Annotated in this window: 19 protein-coding genes; 12 read left to right on the plus strand and 7 right to left on the minus strand. The window is 65.2% G+C overall.

The features are described from left to right. Positions 1 to 4: 4 nt before the first annotated feature. From KY49_RS15625 to KY49_RS15640, 4 genes are read left to right on the plus strand one after another with little or no spacing between them, the layout of a single operon-like run. Positions 5 to 991, plus strand: a complete 987-nt coding sequence (locus KY49_RS15625; protein WP_042585533.1) for an amidohydrolase family protein — start codon at positions 5 to 7, stop codon at positions 989 to 991. Continuing rightward, positions 988 to 2,790, plus strand: coding sequence for a fatty acyl-AMP ligase (locus KY49_RS15630; protein ID WP_042585534.1), 1,803 nt, complete (start codon positions 988 to 990; stop codon positions 2,788 to 2,790). The genes KY49_RS15625 and KY49_RS15630 overlap by 4 nt, the downstream gene beginning before the upstream one ends. 13 nt (positions 2,791 to 2,803) lie before the next feature. After that, positions 2,804 to 3,223, plus strand: coding sequence for a PaaI family thioesterase (locus KY49_RS15635; protein WP_042585535.1), 420 nt, complete (start codon positions 2,804 to 2,806; stop codon positions 3,221 to 3,223). Positions 3,224 to 3,229: 6 nt separating this feature from the next. Next, complete coding sequence (locus KY49_RS15640) at positions 3,230 to 4,213, plus strand: alpha/beta fold hydrolase (RefSeq protein WP_042585536.1); 984 nt, start codon at positions 3,230 to 3,232, stop codon at positions 4,211 to 4,213. Positions 4,214 to 4,415: 202 nt separating this feature from the next. Here KY49_RS15640 and KY49_RS15645 read toward each other — a convergent pair whose 3' ends face one another. Together KY49_RS15645 and KY49_RS15650 are read right to left on the minus strand one after the other, a co-directional pair. Further along, positions 4,416 to 6,113 (minus strand): site-specific integrase, encoded by a 1,698-nt coding sequence (locus tag KY49_RS15645; protein WP_042585537.1) that lies wholly within the window; start codon positions 6,111 to 6,113, stop codon positions 4,416 to 4,418. A gap of 172 nt (positions 6,114 to 6,285) precedes the next feature. After that, positions 6,286 to 6,528 carry a hypothetical protein gene (locus KY49_RS15650; RefSeq protein WP_042585538.1) on the minus strand — a complete coding sequence of 81 codons (243 nt, stop codon included), beginning with the start codon at positions 6,526 to 6,528 and terminating at the stop codon, positions 6,286 to 6,288. Positions 6,529 to 6,820: 292 nt separating this feature from the next. Between KY49_RS15650 and KY49_RS15655 the strand changes: the two genes are divergently transcribed. The 5 genes from KY49_RS15655 to KY49_RS37360 all read left to right on the plus strand — a co-directional run bounded on the left by KY49_RS15655 (position 6,821) and on the right by KY49_RS37360 (position 10,529). Continuing rightward, complete coding sequence (locus KY49_RS15655; protein WP_042585539.1) at positions 6,821 to 7,459, plus strand: hypothetical protein; 639 nt, start codon at positions 6,821 to 6,823, stop codon at positions 7,457 to 7,459. Positions 7,460 to 7,629: 170 nt separating this feature from the next. Further along, entirely contained in the window at positions 7,630 to 7,947 is a 318-nt protein-coding gene (locus tag KY49_RS15660; protein ID WP_010092706.1) for a co-chaperone GroES, read from the plus strand. A 77-nt stretch (positions 7,948 to 8,024) separates the two neighbouring features. Further along, on the plus strand, positions 8,025 to 9,647 hold the full coding sequence (groL, locus tag KY49_RS15665; RefSeq protein ID WP_042585540.1) for a chaperonin GroEL: 1,623 nt from the start codon (positions 8,025 to 8,027) through the stop codon (positions 9,645 to 9,647). Positions 9,648 to 9,755: 108 nt separating this feature from the next. Continuing rightward, positions 9,756 to 10,010, plus strand: coding sequence for a hypothetical protein (locus tag KY49_RS15670; RefSeq protein WP_042585541.1), 255 nt, complete (start codon positions 9,756 to 9,758; stop codon positions 10,008 to 10,010). 84 nt (positions 10,011 to 10,094) lie between these two features. Beyond that, entirely contained in the window at positions 10,095 to 10,529 is a 435-nt protein-coding gene (locus tag KY49_RS37360) for a hypothetical protein (protein ID WP_156162543.1), read from the plus strand. On the opposite strand, the gene KY49_RS15675 is transcribed toward KY49_RS37360, so the two are convergent. From KY49_RS15675 to KY49_RS15690, 4 genes are all read right to left on the minus strand, one after another. Beyond that, positions 10,465 to 11,028, minus strand: a complete 564-nt coding sequence (locus tag KY49_RS15675; protein ID WP_042585542.1) for an Hsp20/alpha crystallin family protein — start codon at positions 11,026 to 11,028, stop codon at positions 10,465 to 10,467. The genes KY49_RS37360 and KY49_RS15675 overlap by 65 nt on opposite strands. A gap of 50 nt (positions 11,029 to 11,078) precedes the next feature. Next, positions 11,079 to 11,279: a DUF6566 family protein gene (locus KY49_RS15680; RefSeq protein WP_230461552.1), complete on the minus strand. Its 201-nt coding sequence runs from the start codon at positions 11,277 to 11,279 to the stop codon at positions 11,079 to 11,081. 160 nt (positions 11,280 to 11,439) lie between these two features. Continuing rightward, positions 11,440 to 11,847 (minus strand): Hsp20/alpha crystallin family protein, encoded by a 408-nt coding sequence (locus KY49_RS15685; protein ID WP_042585544.1) that lies wholly within the window; start codon positions 11,845 to 11,847, stop codon positions 11,440 to 11,442. 15 nt (positions 11,848 to 11,862) lie between these two features. Beyond that, positions 11,863 to 12,303, minus strand: coding sequence for an Hsp20/alpha crystallin family protein (locus KY49_RS15690; RefSeq protein WP_042585545.1), 441 nt, complete (start codon positions 12,301 to 12,303; stop codon positions 11,863 to 11,865). Positions 12,304 to 12,553: 250 nt separating this feature from the next. On the opposite strand from KY49_RS15690, the gene KY49_RS15695 reads away from it, so the two are divergent. Next, positions 12,554 to 12,937: a hypothetical protein gene (locus KY49_RS15695; RefSeq protein ID WP_042585546.1), complete on the plus strand. Its 384-nt coding sequence runs from the start codon at positions 12,554 to 12,556 to the stop codon at positions 12,935 to 12,937. A 115-nt stretch (positions 12,938 to 13,052) separates the two neighbouring features. After that, entirely contained in the window at positions 13,053 to 13,430 is a 378-nt protein-coding gene (locus tag KY49_RS15700; RefSeq protein WP_042585547.1) for a hypothetical protein, read from the plus strand. A gap of 68 nt (positions 13,431 to 13,498) precedes the next feature. Here KY49_RS15700 and KY49_RS39005 read toward each other — a convergent pair whose 3' ends face one another. Continuing rightward, on the minus strand, positions 13,499 to 13,621 hold the full coding sequence (locus KY49_RS39005) for a hypothetical protein (RefSeq protein WP_256098808.1): 123 nt from the start codon (positions 13,619 to 13,621) through the stop codon (positions 13,499 to 13,501). Between the two features lie 210 nt (positions 13,622 to 13,831). Between KY49_RS39005 and KY49_RS15705 the strand changes: the two genes are divergently transcribed. Next, positions 13,832 to 14,971: an RNA polymerase subunit sigma-28 gene (locus KY49_RS15705; protein WP_042585548.1), complete on the plus strand. Its 1,140-nt coding sequence runs from the start codon at positions 13,832 to 13,834 to the stop codon at positions 14,969 to 14,971. Positions 14,972 to 14,990: the final 19 nt, after the last annotated feature.

The following is a 14,990-nucleotide window of genomic DNA, read 5'->3' on the forward strand; positions in this document are numbered from 1 at the left end:
CGCGATGACGACATCAAAAATCTTCGATGCGCGCGTGCACGTGCTGCCCGACGTCGTGTCGAAGCTCGTCTGGAAGAACTACGCGCGCGACGCATGGAAGATTCGCCATGAACTGCTCGCCGACGAATCGATCGCATTCCTGAAGGCGCGCGGCGTCGCACGCGCCGCGGGCATCTGCTATGCGGGGCAGCCGGGCATCGCGCCGTTCCTCAATGACTTCGTCGCGCAACTGGCGTCGCGCCATCCGGCGTTCCTGGTGCCGTTCGGCACCGTGCATCCGCTCGACCGCGATTGCGCGCGCGAAACCGTCCGCGTGCTGGACGAATTGAACTTCGCCGGCCTCAAGATTCACTGCCATTTGCTGAAGATGGCGCCGGACGACGATGCGCTCGCGCCCATTTTCGAAGCGGTCGCCGACCGGGGCAAAGTGCTGAACCTGCATTCGGGCGCCGTCGCGAAAAACAATGCGCAGCTGGACGACATCCGCCGCCTCTGCAATGTCGGGCGCTTCCGGCGCGCGATGCGGCATACGCCGCATCTGAAGGTCATCGTTCCGCACATCGGCTACGACGAAGTTCAGGAATACGTCGACCTGCTCGACGAATTTCCCAACCTGCATTTCGATACCGCGATGGCGATAGGCGGCCATCGCGTCGCGACCGGCGAGATCGTGCCCGATGTCCGGCCGTTGCAGGAGGCGCGCTTTCCGCGCGGCGCGCATCCGCATCTGCCGACCTCGTGGAAGCCCGCGCTGGAACAGCTGGTGCCGCAGATTTGCGATCGTCCGGGACGCTTTCTGTACGGCAGCGACTTTCCGCTGATCCCGTATGAATGGGATTTCGAAATCGAGCAGCTCAAGCGCTACCTGCCCGAGGGCGTGCTTCACAAGGTGCTGTGGGAAAACGCCAATGCACTGTTCGACGGCGGCGCGCCCGCCGGTGCATCAGCCGAAACGCTCACGCCAGAACCCACCACGGAGCCGGCGCCATGACGCATGCCGACCGCTCGACGTCCGCCGACACGTTTGCGGATTTCGTCGAATTGACGCGATACCGCGCCGCGCATCAGCCCGACCTGCGGGTCTACACGTTCGTGACGGGCGGCGAGCGCGCGGAGCAGCATCTCGATTGCGCCGATCTGGACAGGCGCGCGGGCGTCGTCGCGGCGGCACTGGAACAGGTCGCCCGCCCCGGGGATCGCGTGCTGCTGCTGTTTCCGCCCGGAATTGACTACATCGTCGCGCTGTTCGGCTGCATGTATGCGGGCGTCGTCGCGGTGCCCGCCTATCCGGTCGAGCCTGCGCAGGCGGAACGCACGTTGCGGCGGCTGATCGGCATCGTCGAGAATTGCGCACCGGCCGCGATCCTGTCGACCACGGCCGTGCGCAACGACGCCAGTCGCATCGAAGCCGGTTCGTCCACACTCGGCAGCCTGCGTTGGGTCACGGTCGACACGCTGGGCGACGTCGCCGAACGCTACGTCCCGCGCCGGGTGAATCACGGAACGCCTGTCTACCTGCAATACACGTCCGGCTCGACCGGCGTGCCGAAGGGCGTGATGATCAGCCATCGGAACCTGCTGCACAACTCCGCGCTGATCGCGAGCCGCTTCGAGCACGACGCCGACAGCCGGGGCGTGATCTGGCTGCCGCCGTATCACGACATGGGCCTGATCGGCGGCATCCTTCAGCCGCTTTACGTCGGCTTTCCGGTAACGCTGATGTCGCACGTCGATTTCCTCAAGCATCCGCTGCGCTGGCTGCGCATGATCGGCGAGCGGCGCGCGACGACGAGCGGCGGTCCGAACTTCGCGTATCAGATGCTCGCGACGATGCGCATCGCGGATGCCGATCTGGACAAGCTCGATCTCGGCTCGTGGGACCTCGCGTTCGTCGGCGCCGAACCGATCCGGCGCGGAACGCTGCACGCGTTCGCGCAGCGCTTCGCGCGCTGCGGCTTCGATGCGCGGGCGTTCTATCCATGCTACGGCCTGGCGGAGCATACGCTGTTCATGACGGGCGGCCTGAAATCGCAGCCCCCCGTCATCCCGGTCGCGCCGGGTGATGCGCAGCCAGCGCGTGAACCCGACGCGCAGCTCGCGGGCACGACGATCGGATGCGGCGACGCAGCCGGCGACAGCCTGACGCTGATCGTCGACCCCGACACCCGCGTGCCGTGCGGCGACGGCCAGGTCGGCGAAATCTGGGCGCAAGGGCCGAGCGTCGCGCTCGGCTACTGGAACAATCGCGCGCTGAGCGAGCAGACCTTCGAAGCCGAGCTGCCCGGCTACGACGGGCGCTTCCTGCGCACCGGCGACTACGGTTATCGGTCGGGGTCCGAAGTTTTCGTCACGGGACGCCTGAAGGACATGATGCTGATTCGCGGCGCCAATCATTACCCGCACGACGTCGAGGAGACGATCGAGCCGCTCGACGCCGAACTGTTTCGCCCCGGCGGATGCGCGGTGTTCGCGCTCGAGGCCGACGCCACGCCGCAGGTGATCGTCGTGCGCGAGCTGCGGGCGCGCTACCTGAAGGCGTTCAGCGACGGCGATCATGCAAGCGCTCATGCGCCCGACGCGCTGTTCGGCAGGCTGCGTCATGCCGTCAATCTGCACCACGGCATCGCGGTGCACAACATCGTCTTCACGTCGCCGTCGGCGATACCGAAGACGACCAGCGGAAAGGTCCAGCGGCACGCCTGTCGCGAACTGTTTCTCAGCGACACGCTGCCGGTGATCACGCAGTGGCGCGCGCAGCTCGACGCGCCGAACGACATCCGGAACAACTGACGAGGAACGCAGCATGCAAGAAAAACTGGACGCGGACTACTTCAACCGATTCGGCGCCGACCATCTGCCGGGCCTGCTCGGCATCGTCGTCAACCGGGTCGAGAAAAACCACGTGCTCGCCGAGCTGACGATTCGCGAAGCCGTGCTCGCGCACGGCATCCTCCATGCGGGCACGATCGTCAGCATCGCCGATACCGCATGCGGCTACGGGTGTCTCGCGAGCTTGCCGGAAGGCGCGTCCAGCTTCAGCACGCTCGAGCTGAAGAGCAATTTCATGGGGTCGGCCCGCGCCGGCGTGATCGTCTGCGAGGCGCGCGCGCTCCATAGCGGCCGCATGACCCAGGTCTGGGACGCGACCGTCCGGCATCGCGAAACGGACAAGCTGCTCGCCACGTTCCGCTGCACGCAGATGATCCTCTGGCCGACGAAGTAGATCGCGATGAGCGCCCCCGATCTGAAGGACGCGCCGCATGCGGCCGCTCGCGAACGGCGTGCCGAAATCGACATGACCTGGCTCGACCCGCTGCGGCTCGGCATGCGCGCGGCGCGGCTCAAGCGCGACCGGGCTGCGCAATCGACGCCCGGCGTGCGCTTCTGCGAGCTGCCCGATGCGAGCATTCGCGTGCGCGTCGCGGGCGAGCGGTCCGGCGAGCGGCCGACGATCGTGCTGGTATGCGATCCGCCAAGCGTGATCGAACACTACGACCGATTGGTTTCGTTGCTCGCGCCGTCCGCGCGCGTCGTATGTTTCGAGCCGCCCGGGTTCGGCTTCTCGGTGCCGAAGCGCGGTTTCAAGTTCTCGTTCGACGCTTACCGCTCGGCGATCGAGCAGATGCTGATCGAGCTGGACGAGGGGCCCTATCTGCTCGCATTCTCGTGCGTGTGGGCGCACATCGCGTTGCAGATCGCCGCGCGAGAGCCCGAGCGGATCGCAAAACTGATGCTGTGGCAAAGCCCCGCGTGGAGCGATCAGGTCCGTTGGGCGCGCCACGTCGACGCCCGCAACCTGCTGGCGACGCCGCTCGTCGGGCAGTTGGCTTGCGCGTTCGGCGCACGGAAAATCGGGATCGCGTGGTTCCGGCAGGCGATGGCGAAAGACCGTTATCGTGAATTCACACCTTTGCTGGAGACCGCGTTCGAGCAGGGCGCGTTCTGCTGCTTCGGCTCGCTCTGGCAGCATTTCTACGACCGCGCACCGCCGGCGGTCTCGGTCCGGCAGCCGACGCTCGTCACATGGGGCACCGCCGACCGCACGCATCGGCACAGCGACAAGCTGTCGATTGCACGCCAGGTGCCGCACGCCGTCTGGCATGCGTTCTTCGAGCATGCGGGGCATTCGCCGGAACTCGAGGATAGTCCGGCGTTTGCGGCAGTGCTGCTGGATTGGTGGGATCAGTGCGGGCCGTCACCGCGCTCGGGATAGTTGGGCGGTGCCTCGTCCTCTCGTGGATCGGGCCGGCCCACCGCGGATCGGCCATCGCCGGCCAGTGGTCCTTGCCGTGAAGCCGCGCACCGCCGGAAGGGGCCGCGATAGAGGTATGAACAAGGTAAGCGCAATTTCCTGTCGTAAGCCTTGAGGTTATGAAATCTCTTGCGCTTATGTCCCAAATGCATTGATCGGCGACCTACTGCTTGAAATCCCGTGAGCCAAACGCCTGATCGAACTGCCGAGCTCGCTGCACCTCGTCGCTATGCAGATAGGTCGAAGTCGTCGAGATCGACGCGTGGCGCAGGTTGTCGCGCACCATGATCAGCGCGGCGCCGCGCGCGAGCGCGTGCGACGCGTGGGTGTGCCGCATCCAGTGCGGGCTCGCGCGCCGCAGCTTCTCAGCGGTTGCCGGCCGTTCTTCCTGGATCGCGTCAGCCGACAGCACGAAGAACCGGCGCAGCACGCGCCACAGTCGCGTGCTTTCGATACCCGCGCCATCCTCGTCGAGACTCACGACGAGCGGCGTCGCCGGGTTCCAGCGCGCCGGCGTGACCGGCAGTCCGCGCTGCACGAGATACCGATCCAGCGCGGTTCGAGCGAGCGACGGCAACGCCACCTTGCCGAGCTTGCCGCCCTTGCCGAGCACGTGCAGCCAGTGATCGCCGTGCTCGTCGCGGCGGATGTCGCCGAGCGTCGCACTGACCAGCTCGCTCGCGCGCAAGCCGGTCGCGTAGCCGAAATCCAGCACGAACCGCAAGCGTTGGGCGGCCGGCGCGCTCCAGCCGTACGACCATTCGAGGCCATCGGCAAGCGTGCGGATCAGCAGCCACTCACCTTCGGTAAAGCCGCGGGACACGTCCAGTCCCGCACGCTGCACGTGGCTCTTGATCTTGACCCCGGCAAACGGATTCGCGAGCACGTAGCGCTGCTCGACGAGCCATCGAAACAGCGCCGACAAGACGTTCAGGGCATACGCTGCCGAGCGGGCGGACAGCGGACCAGTGAACGGCCGCCATTCGACGTGGTGCCGTGGCCGTGATGGACCAATCCAGCGCTCGCGCGGCGTTGGCCGCCGCAGGAAACTCCGGTAGGCGATCGCGTCGTCGGTGGTGAGCGACGATAGTGCACAACTGCGCTCGACGATCGCCCACAGGATCAGGCGTTCGGCCTCTTTTCGGTAAGCACGCCGTGTGGCGGCCGATTCGTGCAGGCTCAACCAGGACTGAACCGCCTCATAGTCGTTCGAAGCCTTCAGCAGGCAGGCGCTTTCCGGGGCGCGGAACTGGCCGCGCGACCCGTCGACCTCGTGCGGCACGCGCAACTGTTCCCACGGCACGATGCTGCCGGACGGCACCACCACGATCAATGCGCGCGCTCGTTCGGTCAGTGCCGGATGCGCGGCGAAGAACGCCTCGATGCGGCGCGCGCCGGCGACGCCGAGTCCGGCGATTGCCGACCACCAGCGACGTCGCCGCGGAATCCGCACGGTCAGGTCCGCGAGTGTCCGAATGCCGTGCGCGAGCAGCGCTTCGGCTATGCGCTGCGGCAGCCACACCTCGACTGCGTCGGTGATCAGCGGCGCTGGCTCGGGCAAGTTGCGAAGCGTCTCGATCGCGCGAACCACACTGTCGGCGGCCGCGCTCGCCGGTCGAGCGACAAACGCGGCCGCCAGGTCTGGGCGGCGGCGGACTTGCGCGTACGCGATGAGCTGCCGGCGAATCCGGCCGAGCACGCCTCGCGACGACGCTCCGACTGCCCGACGATCGCCCAGATAGCGGGCGACGGCTGCTCTCGCGTCCAGGCCGGCGTACCAACTGCGCAATGCCGCAAGTTCGGCCTCGTCGGGAAAGCCAAGTTCGGTCTCGTCGGTGGAGAGGGCGTCGCGCGTTTTCATGACCTCCAGTTTAGATCAAAATCGATGCTGGACCGATAATGTGCGTTATCTGTCCAGCATCGACCATACCCTTGCTCGTCGCTTTCATTCGCTGCCGCCGACCGTGAGCGAATCGCCCATCAATTCCGCAGGCGCACACCTCGCGCCCGGCTCTCGGCTTTCGATCGGCGCGCTAGATCCGCCGGACATACCGCTCCGAAACGACGGAGCGTTGCTGGATCCATGCGACGGCAAGCTCCAGCGCTTCATCGCGTGCCTCCTGGGCGTTGGCGAAGTCCCCATCGACGCCGAGCGTGCGTGTTTCTCCGGCCCGGTCGGTGACGACGGCCGCTGCTGCGTAGCGGCCCTCTTCGGTGGCGGTTACCACAGGCCGGACCTCGCAGCCGTGATACTCCATGACGTTGTCCGTTTGCATATGACACCTCCTACTTAGCGTTGCGCCCGAAGCAAGCCCGGCAATGCGGGATTGCAGTTCGACCGGGGGCGCACGGCATTCGGCATCGCACCGCGGGCGCGGGTCACTGAAAATGCGCGAGGACGTTACCGCGAAAGACCGGACCACGCGCTCCAGTCCGCTGCCTGGGGGGATCCCCTTGGACAAACAATTCGAACACGCAGCGCTGATCGCGACTGCCTGAGCGATGCATAAAATAGCGCAAGCAATGGAAATTTCAAGTGGCCCTGCAACATGTCATCCGGGAGGCTTCATGGACCTTTTTGACAGGCTTCAGGAACAGATCGAGAGCGTGCGCATGCCGCTCTTTGCCGTCACGGTCACGGCGGCCGCACAGGTGAATACGCCGCTCTTTGCGATACTCCACTGGCACGGATTCCGGCGCGCGACACCGCTCATCCTGCCCGGCGTCGAGATCCCGCCACGACCGGTTCCGGGCTCGGCCATCCAGATCGATGCGCCGTGGCGCAGCTTCGAGACCGTGGATGCCATGCTGCTTGATGCCGCGTGGCAATCCGGCGCGTGGGAGGTCGAGCGCGTCGAGCGGCGCGGCTGCAACGTGATCGGCGCCAGCGCTGCCGAGGCGCTCGCGTGCCGTCAGGCGTTCGGCGACTACGGAGAGCACGTGGCCCGCGACCTGCAGCTTCTCATTGACGAGACCGCTCGCGACGAACTGATGCAGCTCGCTGCGCGCAGGGGCTATGTGCGCTGGCTGTTCCGGCCCGTCAAGGGCGGCCTGTGGCGCACGCTCGATGAGCCGGACGACACCCTCGACGCCGATGGCGGACGCCGGCCCCCGTGTCCCGTGCCGCCTGAGCCCCGCCGCCCGGATGGACGCGGCCGCACCGTATATCGCCTCGGCAGGGTCCATCGCATCCTGCTGCCGCGCTGAAACAATTTGTTACAACGAGCCATTTTCACGCCCTCTTGAAGCGCGCGATGGGCGCCACTATTTCGCAATCCGCCAGACATTGGCTCGGCTGCACCGCGGCGTTCCACGCGCCCCGGTATCCGCAGCCGGATTCCCTTATTGGTGATCCTTTAATCGCTCAGGAGATGGAAATGCAGATTCGTCCCCTCTACGACCGGGTTATCGTCAAGCGAATCGAAATGCAGCGGACGACGGCTTCGGGCATCGTGATACCCGATTCAGCGGCAGAAAAACCAGAACAAGGCGAAGTCGTCGCAGTCGGCAGCGGCCGGCTGCTGCAGGATGGAACGCTGCGCGCGCTCCAGTTGAAAGTCGGTGACCAGGTTCTCTTCGGCAAATACGCAGGCCAGACCGTCAAGGTCAATGGCGAGGAGCTACTCGTCATGCGCGAGGAAGACGTCATGGGCGTCCTCGAGGCCGACATCGGCGCCTCCCGCAAGGCCGCCTGAAATCCTGAGCCGGTCGCGAACACCCGACTGGTCGTTCGCGACGCGTCGAGTCAACGACTACTATCCGGAGCAACAACATGAGTGCAAAAGACGTCCGATTTCACGACAGCGCCCGCGCCCGTATCGTCAAAGGCGTGAACGTCCTCGCCGATGCCGTGAAGGTCACGCTGGGGCCGAAAGGCCGCAATGTGCTGATCGAGCGCAGCTTCGGCGCACCCACCATCACGAAGGATGGCGTGTCGGTCGCGAAGGAAATCGAGCTGAAGGACCGCTTCGAAAACATGGGCGCGCAGATCGTCAAGCAGGTCGCATCGAAGACCGCCGATGTGGCCGGCGACGGTACCACCACGGCCACCGTGCTCGCGCAGGCAATCGTGCAGGAAGGCATGAAGCACGTTGCCGCCGGCATCAATCCGATGGACCTCAAGCGCGGCATCGACAAGGCCGTGGCCGCCGTGCTCGACGAGCTGCGCAAGCTGTCAAAGCCGATTTCCACGAACAGGGAGATCGCGCAGGTGGGTTCGATCTCGGCGAACTCCGACGAGACGATCGGCAAGATAATCGCTGACGCCATGGAGAAGGTCGGCAAGGAAGGTGTCATCACGGTCGAGGATGGCAAGTCGCTCGAGAATGAGCTGGACGTGGTCGAAGGGATGCAGTTCGACCGCGGCTACGTCAGCCCTTACTTCATCAACGATCCGGAAAAGCAGGCCGCGTATCTGGACGACGCGCTGATCCTGTTGCACGACAAAAAGATATCGAACATCCGGGATCTGCTGCCGGTCCTCGAGGCGACCTCCAAGGCAGGCAAGCCCCTGCTGATCATTGCGGAAGATGTCGACGGCGAAGCCCTGGCTACGCTCGTGGTCAACGCGATGCGAGGCATCCTGAAGGTGGCGGCGGTCAAGGCGCCCGGTTTCGGCGACCGGCGCAAGGCCATGCTCGAGGACATCGCCATCCTGACTGGCGCGACCGTCATCTCGGAAGAAACCGGCAAGCAACTGCAGAAGGCAACACTCGAGGATCTCGGCCGTGCCAAGCGCGTCGAGGTGCGCAAGGACGACACGATCATCATCGACGGCGCGGGCGACGAGAAGCGCATCGAAGCGCGCGTGAAGTCCATCCGTACGCAGATCGAGGAAGCCACGAGCGACTACGATCGCGAGAAGCTGCAGGAACGCGTGGCGAAGCTCGCGGGCGGTGTAGCCGTCATCAAGGTTGGGGCGGCGACCGAGATCGAGATGAAGGAGAAGAAGGACCGTGTGGACGACGCGCTGCATGCCACACGCGCGGCGGTCGAGGAAGGCATCGTGCCGGGTGGTGGCGTCGCGCTTCTGCGCGCGCGTTCGGCGGTGACGAGCCTGAAGGGCGCCAACAGTGATCAGGACGCCGGTGTCCATATCGTGCTGCGCGCGCTCGAAGCACCGCTGCGCGTCATCGCCTCGAACGCGGGGGATGAGCCTTCGGTGGTCATCGCGAAGGTGCTCGAAGGCAAGGACAACTTCGGCTACAACGCGGCCACCGGCGAGTATGGCGATCTCGTCGAGGCGGGCGTGGTCGATCCCACCAAGGTCACGCGTACGGCCCTGCAGAACGCCGCATCGATTGCCGGGCTGATCCTGACGACGGATGCAACGGTTGCCGAAGCGCCGAAGGACGAAAAGCCGGTGCAGTCCGCCACGCCGGAACTCGAGTACTGACCCGGCAGCGGGTCGTGCACGCGCCGGCCAACAGTCGCGGCCGGCGCAACGCGTTCGGCGCCGCACGCGGTCCTCGTAATGCGGCGCCGCTTTTTGCCGGGAACCAACATGAAACTCGAACTTCGCATTGACGGAAAACCGCTTGACATTGAGCTCGACGACGTCGTGGCAGGACTGCTGAGCGCCCGACTCAACCTGCCGGCAGGTGCAGACAACAGGGACGCACTTGCGCGCTACCTCAGCGAAAAGGGCGAGCCCTGGAGTCTCGACGAGGAGCACATGCGCAGGCGCATTCTTCGCCGGCTGATTCTGGATATCGCCGACCCGGCGCTGGTCATCCGCCATCTCATGGCCGACGAATGAACTTGCCCGACCAGCCAGGCCGGGATGCGGCGACATAAACCCGCGTCTCGATCGTCGTGCTATCCCGCTGAATCGGACATCACCATGGCCAACGAACCTCGTTCGTCTGCCCGCTCGTCGAGGGGGCTTCCTGCCGGCGTGCTCGGAATCGACTACCTCAAGTTTCTACAACTTTCGGTTGACGATGCGCTTCCCGGCGAGGAGTCACTCGGCGAAGAAGCGCTGGAGGAAGCCATGAGCGCCATCCGCCTTGGTTCGATGCGCGCGGCACGGCCGGCAATGAAGGTCTTCTTTGATGGCTGCCGGTTCTGGCTCGCCAGTCACTTTCATCGCTATGAGGCAGCCCGCCGTCTCGGTGCCCGTCATCAGGAATTCTGGTGCGAGATCGAGCCCGGTCCAAAGGACGACGCAGTGCGATATGCGTCGAGCGTTTCCAGCTTCATGCGCGTTCGTCCTAGCCGATATCGATCGTGCGACTCACGGTCTGTGCCGGCTCCGATTTCGGCACGGTCAACGTGAGTACACCGTTGTCGAACTTTGCCAAGGTGTGATCGGGGTCGGCGTATTCCGGCATCGGGATCGTGCGCATGAAGCTTCCATGGGCGCGCTCCAGCCGGTAACAGCCATTTTCCTCGCTGCGTACATCCTGCTTTTTCTCTCCGCGCAGCACGATTGCCCCATCCTCGATGCTCACCTTCAGATCTTCGCGCTTCATTCCGGGCAATTCGGCGGTCACGCGCAGCACCTTGCCTTCATCGACGACGTCGATGCGCGGCTGGAAGCGCGATGAACTGAAGTCGCCAAACCATCGTTCGAGCGCGCCACGGCCTGCAAACGGGTCATGAAAGAACTCCTCCACTGCACGCCACGGTTCGCGTGAGAACAGTCGCGGAATGTCAGGCCACGCGTTCTGCCACTGTTCGCCTGTCGGCGGGCTTTCCCGGCCTTCTGCATCGGACTTGCGGGCAGCTCCGCGAAGGAACTTGAAGGGGTTCCACTTTTTCAGATCGGTATTCATGGCGTCCTCCGATTCAGCTTCAATCTGTTTTGAGCGTGGCGGCCAGCCCATCAGGTAGCGAGCGTGCCCCGAGCGTCGACTGCGCCGAGCACGCCGCGATCGATCAGTTTCACCGCGTACTCGACCGCATTGCGCTGCGCTTCGGCCGCGCTCGTCCAGCGTTCGCCGAAGCGCGGCAGATGCCAGTCGGCCAACACCTCGTCGTTCCGGTCGATCCGGACGATCGCGATATAGCCGTCCGGTGTGGACATGCGTGTCACGATCTGTCGCACGGGAATCGTACGGATGCGGATCGCATGTCCTTTCCAGGACTCCTGCATGACATCGGACACCGGCGCCTCTGCTCCTGATTCGCGGCGGCGGCAGCGCGATCGCTGCCGCCTGCGCTTCCGACCTGCCGTTGCCGACGGGTCAGTTGGACTTGACTTCGATGCGCCGCGGGCGCGCCTCGTCGCGGCGCGGGATCGTCAGCTTGAGCACCCCGTCCTGGAGGCTCGCCTCGATCTTCGACGTATCGAAGTCCGGTGACAGCGTGAACGTCCGGGCGAAGTGCGGTTCGCGGACCTCGGCATGCTGCAGTCGCAGGTTTGCCGGCGTCGGCACGACCGCCTCGGCCTCGATCGAGAGGCTGCTGTCATGAACCTTGACGTCCAGCTTGTCCTTCGTCACGCCGGGCAGATCTGCCCACAGCGTGACGCCCTGCCTGTCCTCGTATATGTCGACGGCCGGGGTGAGGGTGATCCGGCGCGTGGCCTGTTCCGTGTCGCGACGCGTTACTGCGGATTGGTCGCGTTCAGCCAGTTGGGTCGTATCGGTCATGATCGGCTCCTGGAGTTACTGGACAGCGATGGCGCGTGGCTTGGACGACTCGCGCTTGCCGACACTGATCGACAGGCAGCCATTTTCGTAGCGCGCCTGGACCTTGTCGGGATCGGCGGTGTCGGGCAGCTCGATGACGCGCCGGAAGGCGCCGACAAAGCGCTCCTGCGCATACGTACGCGTCTCGCTTCCCGTGTCGGGTTGTGTCGATTTGCGTTCGCCGCTGATGGTCAGCAAGCCCTTGTCGATCGATACGTCGAGTTCCGTGGCGTTGATGCCCGGGGCGAAGGCAACGATCTCGATCGACTCGTCGGTCGCGCCGATGTTGATCTGAGGAAACGCGCCGAGCCGGCCGGCGCGGATGCTGGACGGGAAGCCGCCGAAGAGTTGCGCCATCTGCTGCTGCAGGCGGTCGAACTCGCTGAAGAGGTCGGTTCCGAAGTAAAGATCGCTCACGATCGTATCCTCCTTGAGTGCAGCCGGGAGGCGAACGGGCCTACGCGCTCCAGTTCGCCTGCCGGACTGCTGGCAAACAAATCGAAACACGCAGCGCGCGAGATGAGATGGCTCGCGCGTCTGCCTGAGCGAAACTCAAGATAGGAACTCTGCGGGAAATTTCAAGGGGGCGTCGGCAGATTTTTGCACTTGAAATTTCGGTGCTGGAACCTATCATCGCAGCGGCTAGTTATTGCATGCGGAGGACCCCATGGAATTCGACACGGACTGGCTTACGCTGGGCAGGCATCGTATCCGGCTGCGCTCGACGAAGGGCTTTCCGACCGAGATGATGCGCACCGTGACCGAGGTCGTCAGGCTCGCGATCGACAACAACATGAGCGCGCGGGCGCGACTCGTCGAGGTCGTCTGCCGGCAAGAAAAGACCTACGACGTGCTGGTCGGCACGACGATGGCGGAGGACAAGGTTTGTGCACCGCAACTTGAAGCCGCGGTTGCGGTTGTGCTGGGCCTGTTGCCTGACCAGATCCACATCACGGTCACCCCGGTCACGCAAAAGGAGGTCGATCTGCACTTTGGCGTGTACGAGCGGATGCTGTCGGAGAAGCTGAGCACGACGCCGCCGATCCGCTGACCGATCGGTCCGGCGCTCCGTCGTGGGTCCGGCACAGGTTCGCGCTTCCTGCCATGCCGGCAGGCGCGGCGCGGGGCGGGCACGGCGGCAACGATCGCGGAATGGGAGCACCATCATGAAAGTACGTTCACGCGGGCGACTCGCCGCGGCAGCCCTGGCCGCGGGCGCCTTCCCTGCAGCGGTGGTTGCCGTGGCGCCGCTGCCGCGGGCATTGCCGGCCCAGCAGGACATCTGGATCTCCGGCACGATCCAGCGGGGCAGCGGTCAATTCGCTCCGGGGGACTATACGACGATCCGGCTGGATCGCCCGGCCGCGTCACCGTGCAGCGACAAGGTCGTGACCGACATCCTGCTCGGCCAGGCCGGCACCACCGAACACTTGCTGCTGTTGCCGTATCTGAACCAGCGGGTCGCGGTGAGAGGGCGCATTACCTGTCCGGATTCCGGAATCCAGTTTGCACCGACGCCGGACTTCGTATTTCCGATCTACTGACCCGGCGGGGGAGCTTCCAACGCGCATGCACTACCGTGCGCGGCGTCCACTTCCTGTGCGGCTTCGGTCTAGCCGCTCGGGCGGATGTCGATGCGGCCGCCCGCGATGCCCGACAGCGCATCGGCGGCCTTGATTTTTTCGCAACTGTTTTTATATTTTGTTTTGCCAGCCCGGATAGCGATGAAGGGCAAATGGCGTATGCCCGTGACGTCGGTCGACGCGTGTCTGGGAAACACAGCGAGCGGGCAGAGTCAGGGGTGCGAAGCGAAACTTCACCGGATACGGTGAGCCTCGCAGCGCATTCGTCGGACCGGTGGTCCCGTCGGCGATCGCGCGCCCGCCCCTGAGGGAGTGACGGCCGCCTCCGATGCGGCGGCCATTGGAAGACGTGCAGGGCTGTCATGAAAACGGCGATCAGTTACCGGAACATTTCGGAGCTTGCCCGCCCCGACCTGAAAGGCCTGATTGGCAATCTCCTCGACCGACATCTTCAGCCGCACCTGTCGCATTTCCCCGCCGAACTCGTCCGGTTGCGTGCGACCCTCGAACGAAGCGGCCATCGCAGTCTCTACCGGGCAAGGCTCCGGCTCGGATTGCCGAGCACCACACTCACCTGTTCAGACGAATCGCCCGAGATCCGCAAAGCGCTCGAACGCGCCTTCGCGGAACTGGAGCGTCAGCTCGAGCGCCACATCGCCCATCTGCGTCACGAGGACAATTGGCGCCGCAAGGAGCGCCGCGCCGGGTTGCGGCGACTCAAAGGCGCGGCGGCCGGCCCCGCCGGCGCCGGGCTGGCGCTGTTCGGCGAGCTCGTGCGTCCGCTGCTTCCGGAACTCGATCGCTTCGCGGAGCGAGAGCTCGCCTACCTGCAGGCGCGCGGCGATCTCGCACCGGGGGCCCCCGCCGTCGACGAGGTCGTCGACGAAACGCTGGCCCGTGCCTGCGAAAGACTCAAGCAGTACCCACGCAGGCTCGAGCCGAGACAGTGGCTCTATCAGATCGCGCTCGAGGTGCTCGCCGAGGAAGTGAGCCGCCGGCAGACCGACGAGGGCCGCTGGGTCTCCCTGGAAGGCAGACCGCCGGTCCAGCTGCGCGAGCCGCACGAAGACGATGACGAGATCCTGTTTGAATACTGGCAGCCCGACGAAATGCTGCGGCTCGAGGACGTGACGCCGGCGGGCGATGGTACGCCCGAAGAGGAGTTGAGCGCGAAGGAAACGCGTCGTCTCGTCACGGCGCTTATTGCGGAGATGCCGACGTCGTGGCGCCAGGCGCTGGTGCTGTGTCGGATGGAAGCCGTACCCCAAGCCTCCGCCGCCCAGGTGCTCGGTATCAGCGAGCGGGAACTCGAGTGCCGGCTCGGGGAGGCCGACGCGTTTCTCAAGGCCCGGCTCGGCGAGTTGCGGCTTACGCCGCGGGACGCGGGCGTGGCCGGAGACTACATCGAGACGGGCACGCCGCCACCGGCGTCCCGGCTGACCCGGGAGTTCGACGACGCCATGCGGGGCAATGCGCCTGCGCCGGGCTCGGCATGGAGGTGAACCATCGTGACCATCAGGA

It is taken from the genome of Burkholderia sp. MSHR3999 (assembly GCF_000833595.1).
GTDB lineage: Bacteria > Pseudomonadota > Gammaproteobacteria > Burkholderiales > Burkholderiaceae > Burkholderia > Burkholderia ubonensis.

Bases quoted from the DNA above. Each gene is read 5' to 3' on its own strand.
- KY49_RS15700 (WP_042585547.1), top strand. From the start codon at position 13,053: ATGAAAGTACGTTCACGCGGGCGACTCGCCGCGGCAGCCCTGGCCGCG.
- KY49_RS15670 (WP_042585541.1), top strand. From the start codon at position 9,756: ATGAAACTCGAACTTCGCATTGACGGAAAACCGCTTGACATTGAGCTC.
- KY49_RS15630 (WP_042585534.1), top strand. From the start codon at position 988: ATGACGCATGCCGACCGCTCGACGTCCGCCGACACGTTTGCGGATTTC.
- KY49_RS15645 (WP_042585537.1), bottom strand. From the start codon at position 6,113: ATGAAAACGCGCGACGCCCTCTCCACCGACGAGACCGAACTTGGCTTT.
- KY49_RS15655 (WP_042585539.1), top strand. From the start codon at position 6,821: ATGGACCTTTTTGACAGGCTTCAGGAACAGATCGAGAGCGTGCGCATG.
- KY49_RS15640 (WP_042585536.1), top strand. From the start codon at position 3,230: ATGAGCGCCCCCGATCTGAAGGACGCGCCGCATGCGGCCGCTCGCGAA.
- KY49_RS15695 (WP_042585546.1), top strand. From the start codon at position 12,554: ATGGAATTCGACACGGACTGGCTTACGCTGGGCAGGCATCGTATCCGG.
- KY49_RS15680 (WP_230461552.1), bottom strand. From the start codon at position 11,279: ATGTCCACACCGGACGGCTATATCGCGATCGTCCGGATCGACCGGAAC.
- KY49_RS15705 (WP_042585548.1), top strand. From the start codon at position 13,832: ATGAAAACGGCGATCAGTTACCGGAACATTTCGGAGCTTGCCCGCCCC.
- KY49_RS37360 (WP_156162543.1), top strand. From the start codon at position 10,095: ATGGCCAACGAACCTCGTTCGTCTGCCCGCTCGTCGAGGGGGCTTCCT.
- KY49_RS15675 (WP_042585542.1), bottom strand. From the start codon at position 11,028: ATGAATACCGATCTGAAAAAGTGGAACCCCTTCAAGTTCCTTCGCGGA.
- KY49_RS15685 (WP_042585544.1), bottom strand. From the start codon at position 11,847: ATGACCGATACGACCCAACTGGCTGAACGCGACCAATCCGCAGTAACG.
- groL (WP_042585540.1), top strand. From the start codon at position 8,025: ATGAGTGCAAAAGACGTCCGATTTCACGACAGCGCCCGCGCCCGTATC.
- KY49_RS15650 (WP_042585538.1), bottom strand. From the start codon at position 6,528: ATGCAAACGGACAACGTCATGGAGTATCACGGCTGCGAGGTCCGGCCT.
- KY49_RS15625 (WP_042585533.1), top strand. From the start codon at position 5: ATGACGACATCAAAAATCTTCGATGCGCGCGTGCACGTGCTGCCCGAC.
- KY49_RS15660 (WP_010092706.1), top strand. From the start codon at position 7,630: ATGCAGATTCGTCCCCTCTACGACCGGGTTATCGTCAAGCGAATCGAA.
- KY49_RS15635 (WP_042585535.1), top strand. From the start codon at position 2,804: ATGCAAGAAAAACTGGACGCGGACTACTTCAACCGATTCGGCGCCGAC.